We start from the raw sequence: 9,146 nt of genomic DNA on the forward strand, positions 1-9,146 counted from the left end.
GCGCTCGACCGCGCGCTTCAGGTCCGACTTGCACGAGGCAAGAATCCGCAGGTCCAGCTGGCGCGCCCCTGACGCGCCCAGAGGCTGGATCTCACGTTGTTCCACGACACGAAGAAGGGTCACCTGCGCCGACATCGGCATGCTCTCGATCTCGTCGAGAAACAGCGTGCCGCGGTGGCTTTGTTCGATCAGGCCGACGCGGCGTTTGACGGCGCCCGGAAAGGCGCCCGGCTCATGGCCGAACATCTCGCTCTCGATCAGGCTAGGGGGCAGGGCACCGCAGTTGATCGGCACGAAGGGATGGACGCGGCGGCGGCCGCTGTTGTGCAGGGCGCGGGCGACGACCTCCTTGCCCACGCCGGTCTCGCCCTCGATCAGGACATCCATTCCGGCGTCCGCCACCTGTTCGATGACTGTACGCAGCCGGGCGATCGCCGGGCTTGACCCCAGCAAGGGCAGGTCCGGGGTGGCGCGACCGACCTCCGCCGCCAGGGCGCGGTTGTCGAGCACCAGTCCGCGCTTCTCCAGCGCCCGGTTGAGGCTGTCGGACAGCCGGCCGAAGTCGAACGGCTTGGCCACGAAGTCGTAGGCGCCGTTGCGCAGCGCATCGACCGCGTCGGCGATGTCGCCGTGGCCTGTGATCATCACGACCGGCAATCCCTCGTCGAGCGCCTGAATCCGCGCCAGCAGGCCGCGACCATCCATGCCGGGCATGCGCAGGTCGCAGACCACGACGCCGGGATAGTCGGCGCCAAGCACCTTCAACGCGGCCTCGGCCGAGGCGAAGGCCTGCACCTCCAGATCCTCAAGCTGAAGCCGTTCCAGCAGGGCGCTGCGAAAGTCATTGTCGTCGTCGATCAGGGTGACGCAGCGAGGGCGGGAGAAGTTCACGCGGCGGCCTTCAGGGCTATCACGAACCGGGCGCCGGACATGCCCGGCCTCAGGCTGAGTTCGCCGCCGAAGCCGGCCACGATGTCGCGGCAGATGACGAGGCCGAGGCCCAGTCCTGCCGCCTTGGTCGTCACGAAGGGGGTGAACAGCGCCGCTGCGATGGCTGGATCGACGCCGGGCCCGTTGTCGCTGATGACGATCTCGACGCGACGCCCCTTGCGGGCGACGTCGATGGTCAGTCTGGGTTCGAGCGTTCCGGCGTCGGCCATGGCCTCGAAGGCGTTCTGGGCCAGGTTGACGATGACCTGCTCCAGCCGGATCGGCTCGGCCTGCACCTGCAGATCGCCCGCGCCGGTGCGGACCAGCTCGACGCCGCCTTCGCGCAGCCGCCCGCCGATCAGCAGGAATGCGCCGTCTATGGCCGCGGTGGGCGAGACGGAGGAGATCCCTTGCGTGCTCTTGCGCGAGAAGGCGCGCAGTTCGTCGGTGATTGCGCCGATGCGGCCGGTCAATTCGGCCACGCGTCCCAGGCTGCGACGCGCGGACTCGGGGTCGTCGCGATCAAGATAGGCGCTGGCCGTATCGGCATGGGTGCGGATGGCGGCAACGGGCTGGTTGATCTCGTGCGCCACGCCGGCGGCGATCTGGCCGAGAGTGGCCAGTTTGTTGGCCTGGACCAGTTCCTCGCGCAGCACTTCGCGGCTGGCCTCGGCGCGGCGGCGCTCGTCGATCTCGCGGTTCAGCTGGCCGTTGGCGGCGCGGAGCTCAAGAGTGCGCTCATCGATCCGGCGCTCGAGCTCGGCGCGGGCGCGTTCCTCGGTCTCTGCGCGAGCCATGGCCTGTTGGCGGCGGCGCAGCAGAACGCCTGCGCCGCCGGCGAGCAGGGTGATCAGGAGCCCTGCGACGGCCCGGGCGCTCATGACGTTGGCGACAATGGCGCCGCCGATCGGATCCAGCAGATGCAGGGTCCAGCCGGGTGTATCCGTCCCGGTGTGGGCGAGAATCCACTCGGTTGACGGCCCGCCTGCGGCGGCGCGTACGATCCGATGCGTGCCCGTCGCCGCGCTGTCGAATGGCAGAGGCGCCAGCGCCTGGCCGCTCAGGGTCTGATCGGCCAGGATCTCCTCGCGCTCGGCGGCGGTCAGGTCGCGACTGCGGCGGAACCGCCATTCAGGTACGCTAGTGACCAGGACGACGCCGCGGGAATCCGTAACATAGGCAGGCTCGCCGGAGCCGCGCCAGTCGGCCTCCAGAGCGTCGAACTCGACCTTGACCACCACGATGCCGATCGGCGCAGCCGCGGTTCCGATCCGGCGGGCGAGATAGAGGCCGGGGCGTCCGCTGACCGTGCCGAGGGCGAAGAACTCCGCCGCCCCGTTCTGCATGGCGCCTGTAAAATACGGCCGGAAGGCGTAGTCGGAGCCGACGAAACTGGTGGGCTCGCGCCAGTTGCTGGCGGCGCGGGCGACGCCGTTCCGGTCGAGCACATAGATGGCAGCGGCGCGGGTCTGGGCGGCGAGCACTTCCAGCTTGGCGCTGACGACGTCGGCGGCCTGGCGCCCCGGGCCGGCGACGAGGCCGACCACCTCGGGGTCCTGCGACAGGACGACGGGGAGGGAGCGGTGCTTCTCCAGTTCGCTGCGCAGGACGGCGGCATGGAGGACGGCGGCGGCATCGGCCTGACGGGCAAGGTCCGCCTGGGCGTCGCGGCGGGCCAGTTCTCCGGCGGCCGTCATGGCCAGTCCGCAAGCGACCAGCCAGCACAGCAGCAGGACCAGCCACGGCCGGGAGGACCGGGCGGAAACGAGGCTGCCGAGTCGATCGAGCGGGGACGCTGTCATTTAGCAATCATGCGGAATTCCGCACAGAAAGGCCATGTCGATGGCCGGTTTTTCGGACAAAATCCAGAGAGTGGCTTAGAAAATACAGAAAAAACAGCAACTTGAATCCGCAGAATGCGGGTTTGGTCATGATCTGGATCGCGGCCAAAATGGGGTCTTGGGACACGGCGTCAGACCGTGCGGAAACAGCGCGATCACGGTCGCAGGGGAGGACGGATGCAGCTCACGAGCGATCCAGGTCACGTGTCCGGCGCACCTCGCGCATGGTATCGCCACCTGTACGTCCAGGTCCTGGGCGCGATCCTGTTTGGCGGGCTGATCGGACATTTCTTCCCGGCGTTCGGCGAGAGCCTGAAGCCGTTGGGCGACGCCTTCATCAAGCTGGTGAAGATGGTCATCGCCCCGGTGATCTTCCTGACCATCGTCACCGGCATCGCCGGCATGCGGGACCTCGGCCGGGTCGGCCGGGTCGCGGCCAAGGCCTTCGCCTATTTCCTCGTCTTCTCGACCCTGGCCCTGATCGTCGGCCTGATCGTCGGCAATGTCGTCCAGCCCGGCCGCGGTCTGAACATCGATCCCGCCACGCTCGATGCCGGGGCGGTGGCCCAGTATTCGACCGCCGCGCACGAGACGACCATCATCGGCTTCCTGCTGGGCGTCATCCCCGACACCTTCGCCAGCGCCTTCTCCACCGGCAATATCCTTCAGGTCCTGTTCGTCTCGGTCCTGTTCGGCATCGCCCTGGCGTCGGTCGGCGACCTCGGCAAGCCGGTCCTGACCTTCCTGGAGTCGGTCAGCGCGGCCTTCTTCAAACTGGTGGCCATCGTGATGAAGGCGGCGCCGATCGGGGCGTTCGGAGCCTTCGCCTTCACCATAGGCGCCTATGGCATCGGGACGATTGCCAACCTGATCGCCCTGGTCGCCACCTTCTACCTGACCGCCGCCATTTTCGTGATCGGGGTGCTGGGCGCGGTCGGCATAGCCAACGGCTTCTCGATCTTCAAGCTGATCCGCTATCTGAAGGAAGAACTGCTGCTCGTGCTCGGCACCTCCTCCTCCGAGGCGGCCCTGCCCAGCCTGCTGCAGAAGATGGAGCGCGCCGGGGCGTCCAAGTCGGTCGTCGGCCTGGTCGTGCCCACCGGCTATTCGTTCAATCTGGACGGCACCAACATCTACATGACCATGGCCGCCCTGTTCATCGCCCAGGCGCTGAATATCGACCTGACCCTGGAGCAGCAGGTCCTGCTGCTGCTGGTGGCCATGCTGTCGTCCAAGGGGGCGGCCGGAATCACGGGGGCCGGCTTCATCACCCTGGCCGCGACCCTGGCCGTCGTCCCGACCGTGCCGATCGCCGGCATGGCGCTGATCCTCGGCATAGACCGCTTCATGAGCGAGTGCCGGGCCCTGACCAACTTCATCGGCAATGCCGTGGCGACCCTCGTGGTGGCGCGCTGGGAGGGCGAACTGGACCGCGACGCCCTGCGCGAGGCCCTCGACGGCTCTCCGCGGCCGCTGGCCGCCCAACCCGATCCGGCCGCCGGACCAGGCGACGACCTCGTCATCGCCCGCGACTGACTTTTCACGTGCCTGAAAACAAAAAAGACTTTGGGAGGATGAACATGAACACCAATAGGACCGCGATGCTGGCGACCACCGCCGCAGCCGCCCTTCTGAGCCTGGCGCCCGCCGCCTGGGCCCAGACGCAGACCCAAACCCCGCAGACCCCCGTCCCCGTGCCCTCGTCGACCCAGCTGTCGCAGGCCGCCCAGTCGATCGCCGACCAGGCGGAGCAGAACGGCGAAGACGCGTCGTCGGTCGACGACATCGTCGTCGTCGGCTCCCAGATCCGGGGCGCGGACGTCACCGCCGCCCTGCCGGTCACGGTGCTGAGCGAAGAGCAGATCCTGGCCACCGGCGCCGTCAACGGCGACGACCTGCTGCGGTCCATCCCCCAGATGGGCGACGTGCTGTTCTCGGCGGCCAACAACCCCCAGACCTCGAACGCGGCGCGTGGCGACGTCAACTCGGTCAACCTGCGCTCGCTGGGCGTCGGCAACACCCTCGTCCTGCTGAACGGCCGTCGCATCGTGCAGCACCCGACCAGCCAGGGAACCTCGGACACCGGAACGGTGCCGGTGCTCTCCTACAACTCCAACGCCATTCCGGTGACCGGCCTTGAGCGTCTGGAGGTCCTGCTGGACGGCGCGGCCGCCATCTACGGCGCCGACGCCGTGGCCGGGGTGGTCAACACCGTGCTCCAGGACGACTTCGACGGGCTGAAGATGAGCGCCCAGTACGGCGGCGCCGAGGGCACCCACCTGAAGGAGTTCAATCTCGGCGTCTTTGCTGGCAAGGACTTCGAGCGCGGCAATATCTCGGTCTACATCGACTACACGGACCGTGCGGCCCTCCGCGCGGAGGACCAGGAGTACACGGCGACCGACAACCTGCGCTTTCTGTTCGCGGGGGATGAGGCCTTCGCCTCCAGCCTGACGCCGGACGCCCGCAACACGCGCGGCGCCTGGGGCAACTTCGCGGTCGTCGGGGCGACCACGGCGATCCGTCGCGGAACCACGTCCCTGACCACAGCCGCCGGCGCCTTCCACATCCAGCCGACGACTCTGACGGGCTGTCTGGTTCCCAATGCCAATGACGCCAACATCTGCCTGGGCTCCGGCGCCCTGAACTTCAACGGCGTCCAGCGCGACCTGCGCTTCGACACCGCGCCCGGCACCACCATCCTGCCCGACACCCAGCGCCTGAACGTCTTCCTTCAGGGCCACTACGACATCAACGACAGCGTCACCGCCTTCGGCGAACTCGGCTACTACACGGCCGACACCCAGCGGGTTCAGCCGCCGGTGATCAACCTGAACACCCTGACCATCCCGACGACCAACTACTGGAACCCGTTCGGTCCGGTCACCTTTGCCAACGGCCAGGTGAACCCCAACCGAATCTCGGGCCTGACCAACGTCCCGGTCACCGGCCTGGCCATCACCCTGAACCAGTACCGCTTCGTCGATGCCGGCTATCAGAAGGTCAACGTCACCAACTACCAGGCCCGCGCCCTCGGCGGCCTGCGCGGCGAATGGCGCGGATGGGACTGGGAGACGGCGCTCCTCTATTCGGAAGCCGAGGCGGTCGACGAGTCCCTCGCCGTGAATACCCAGGCGCTGCAGGCCTCGCTCGCCCTGTCCACGCCCGACGCCTACAACCCGTTCAGCGGCGGCTGCATCGCCCAGACCAGTTTCGGCGATTGCACACCCAGCTCGCAGACGGCGCTCGACGCCATCACCTTCACCCTGAAGCGTGAGAGCAAGACGACCCTGGCCCTCTATGACTTCAAGGTCTCGCGTCCCGACCTGTTCAGCCTGCCGGCCGGCGACGTCGGCCTGGCCTTCGGCTTCGAGGCCCGCAGGGAGACCCAGAACGACGACCGCGACTCCAACCTCGACGGCTCCAACCCGTTCCGGGACACGGTCACCGGCGCGGTCCAGCTGTCGAACGTCATCGCCGTCAGCCAGAACCCGGACACCCACGGCGAGCGTTCCGTGACCTCGGCCTACATCGAGTTCGCCGTGCCGGTCGTCTCGCCGGAAATGAACATCCCGCTGGTGCATAATCTGGAGTTCCAGATCGCCGGCCGGGCCGAGCACTATTCGGACTTCGGCGACGTCGCCAAGCCCAAGGTCGCGGCCGCCTGGGACATCGTCGACGGCCTGCGGATTCGGGGTTCCTACTCGGAAGGTTTCCGCGCCCCGAACCTGGAACAGGTCAACACCGCCACCTACGGCCGCCTGTCGACCAACCCCGACTACATCCGCTGCGAGGCGGATCTGCGGGCCCGCCGGATCGCCACCTTCGGCGCCTGCTCGCGCTCTATCGGCGCGTCGCTGCTGGTCTCCGGCAACCCGGACCTCGAGCCGGAAGAGAGCAAGAACCAGTCCTACGGCGTCGTCTTCCAGCCCCAGTTCATTCCGGCGGAGTGGGGGGACTTCACCTTCACGGTCGACCGCTGGCGCATCCAGCAGGAGAAGATCGTCGGCCTGTTCGGCGGTGCGAACGCGGTGGTCCTCGACTACGCCGAGCGCGTCCAGGGTCGTTCGAACCCTCTCGTCACGCGCGCGCCGGTCAACGCCGACGACATCGCCCTGTTTGCCGGTACGGGCCTGACGCCGGCGGGTGTGATCACCTCGATCAGCGACCGGTTCGTCAACCTGCTGCCGCAGGATGTCGAGGGCATGGACATCGGGTTCAACTGGCGTCTGCGAAACACCCCGCTCGGCAGCTTCCGGGTCAATATCGACGCCGCCAAGCTGATCAAGTTCGGTCGTGAAGCAGGTCCGGCGGTGGACGCCCTGTATGCCGCACGCGCCGCCGGGACCATCAACGCCGCCACGCCGCTGCCCGACTCCAGCAACCTCCTGGCCCAGAACGGCCGCCCGGAATGGAAGCTGTCGGGTTCGGTGACCTGGAGCCAGGGTCCGTGGCAGGTCGGGGCCTTTACCCAGTATATCTCGGCGGTGAACGACACGAACCTGCTGGACGCCACCGGCAACGCCTGGGAGGTCGCAAGCCAGGTGACCGGCAACCTCTACGGCCAGTACGAGTGGGAGGAAAACAACGGCTTCGCCTCCAACAGCCGCATCCGCTTCGGCGCACGCAACATCACCAACGAGCGTCCGCCGCTGTCGTCCTCCGGCTACCTCGGCTCGCTGTATCGCCCCTACGGTCGCTACTGGTACGTGTCGATGGCCAAGGAGTTCTAGGCGGTTGCGACGGATGGGGACGATGCGTTCTGTATTTTCGACCCCCCTCCTTCTGACAGGAGCCGTTGCGGGGCTGATCTGGATCGGGGCGGGCGTTCTGCCCGCCTCGGCCCAGGCCATCGCACCGGAGCCGGCCGAGTGCCCGGCCAGCCTGCCTGAGGGGACGATCTGTTCCTCGGGTCGGTCGGCGGACGGAGCCTGGTTCTGGATCGCCCGGCCACGCGACTGGAACGGAACCCTGATCGTCCACGCTCACGGCGGCCCGCGCACGGCCGAGCCCCTGCGCAACGACCCGGTCGAGGACCTCGAACGCTTCTCCGTCATGGTCAGCGAGGGCTACGCCTGGGCCGGCTCGACCTATCGTCGGGGCGGCTATGGCGTGCGCATGGCCGCGCGCGATACCGACGATCTGCGCCGGATCGTCTGGGACGCCTTCGGCAAGCCGAAGCGCACCCTGCTTCACGGCCAGTCCTGGGGCGGCAATGTCGCGGCCAAGGCGGCGGAGCTCTATGCTGTCTCGGCCGACGGCGAGCGCAACTATGACGGCGTCATCCTGACCAGCGGCCTGCTGGCCGGCGGTACGCGCGGCTACACATTCCGGGCCGACCTGCGCGCCGTCTACCAGTTCTACTGCCGCAACCACCCGCGCCCGACCGAGACCCGGTACCCGCTCTGGCAAGGTCTGCCCGAGGGCGCCGCCATGCCCCGCGCCGAGATCGCCGCGCGGGTCGAGGACTGTACCGGCCTCAGCCTCGCCCCCGAGGCCCGCACCCGCGCCCAGGCCGATGCGCTGAGGAACATCCTTTCGGTGGTGGGCGTAACGGCGGACAGTCTGGTCTCCCACCTCGCCTGGGGCACCAACCTGTTCCAGGACATGGTCTGGGACCGGCTGGATGGCGGCAATCCGTTCTCCAACGCAGGAGCGACCTATCAGGGCTCGGACGACGACGTGGCCCTGAACCAGGGCGTCGAGCGGTTCGAGGCCGATCCGGCGGCCGTCGCGGCCCTGGCCTATGACGCCGACCTGACCGGCGCCATCATGCTGCCGACCCTGACGATGCACGCCCGTTACGACCCGACGGTCTTCGTGGAACACGAGGCGATCTATGCGCAGACGGTCGCCGGGGCCGGCCGGTCGAACCTGCTGAGCCAGGTCTTCACCACCGAGGCCCTGCACAGCCAGCTCAGCCTCCCCCAGTACGCCGGCCTGCTGATCGCCATGACCCGCTGGCTGGACACGGGCGAGAAGCCGGACGCGCAGGATGTCCTGGAAGCGTGTCAGTCACGGGCGGAGACCTACGGCCAACCCTGCCTGATCGACCCGGATTTCGTGCCGAGCCTGTAAATCTCCCTCTCCCGGTGGGAGAGGGCTTGAGGCTCGCAGAGCGTAGCGATGCGTCTTGGCCGAAAGGGTGAGGGGCGTGCCCTCACCGGTTGGCGCCAACCCCTCACCCTTTCGCGTGGCCGATCGCTTCGCTCCCGGACGCTCAAGCCCTCTCCCGCCGGGAGAGGAGGCGCTAGTTCCGGTTCTTCACCAGATCATCGACCACCGACGGGTCCGCCAGGGTCGACGTATCCCCCAGCGACCCCAGATCGTTCTCGGCGATCTTTCTGAGGATCCGCCGCATGATCTTGCCGGACC

General features: G+C 67.9%; 6 protein-coding genes. 3 read left to right on the forward strand and 3 right to left on the reverse strand.

Annotation, left to right across the window (positions count from 1 at the left end):
* Together ACP7AZ_RS17435 and ACP7AZ_RS17440 are read right to left on the reverse strand one after the other, a co-directional pair.
* A partial coding sequence (locus tag ACP7AZ_RS17435; protein WP_426039923.1) for a sigma-54-dependent transcriptional regulator occupies positions 1-891 on the reverse strand: 891 nt, incomplete at its 3' end.
* A complete protein-coding gene (locus ACP7AZ_RS17440; protein ID WP_426039924.1) occupies positions 888-2,732 on the reverse strand; it encodes a sensor histidine kinase in 1,845 nt (614 codons plus the stop codon). The genes ACP7AZ_RS17435 and ACP7AZ_RS17440, both read right to left, overlap by 4 nt.
* 216 nt (positions 2,733-2,948) lie before the next feature.
* Here ACP7AZ_RS17440 and ACP7AZ_RS17445 point away from each other — a divergent pair, with 216 nt between their 5' ends.
* From ACP7AZ_RS17445 to ACP7AZ_RS17455, 3 genes are read left to right on the forward strand one after another with little or no spacing between them, the layout of a single operon-like run.
* Entirely contained in the window at positions 2,949-4,307 is a 1,359-nt protein-coding gene (locus tag ACP7AZ_RS17445) for a dicarboxylate/amino acid:cation symporter (RefSeq protein ID WP_426039925.1), read from the forward strand.
* Positions 4,308-4,351: 44 nt separating this feature from the next.
* Positions 4,352-7,504, forward strand: coding sequence for a TonB-dependent receptor domain-containing protein (locus ACP7AZ_RS17450; RefSeq protein WP_426039926.1), 3,153 nt, complete (start codon positions 4,352-4,354; stop codon positions 7,502-7,504).
* Between the two features lie 22 nt (positions 7,505-7,526).
* On the forward strand, positions 7,527-8,849 hold the full coding sequence (locus tag ACP7AZ_RS17455) for an alpha/beta hydrolase family protein (RefSeq protein WP_426039927.1): 1,323 nt from the start codon (positions 7,527-7,529) through the stop codon (positions 8,847-8,849).
* 172 nt (positions 8,850-9,021) lie between these two features.
* Here ACP7AZ_RS17455 and ACP7AZ_RS17460 read toward each other — a convergent pair.
* Positions 9,022-9,146: hypothetical protein (locus tag ACP7AZ_RS17460; RefSeq protein ID WP_426039928.1), on the reverse strand; the 125-nt coding region annotated here is incomplete at its 5' end.

Origin of the sequence: Brevundimonas sp. DC300-4 (assembly GCF_049897365.1) — a bacterium.
In the GTDB taxonomy this organism is placed as follows: domain Bacteria; phylum Pseudomonadota; class Alphaproteobacteria; order Caulobacterales; family Caulobacteraceae; genus Brevundimonas.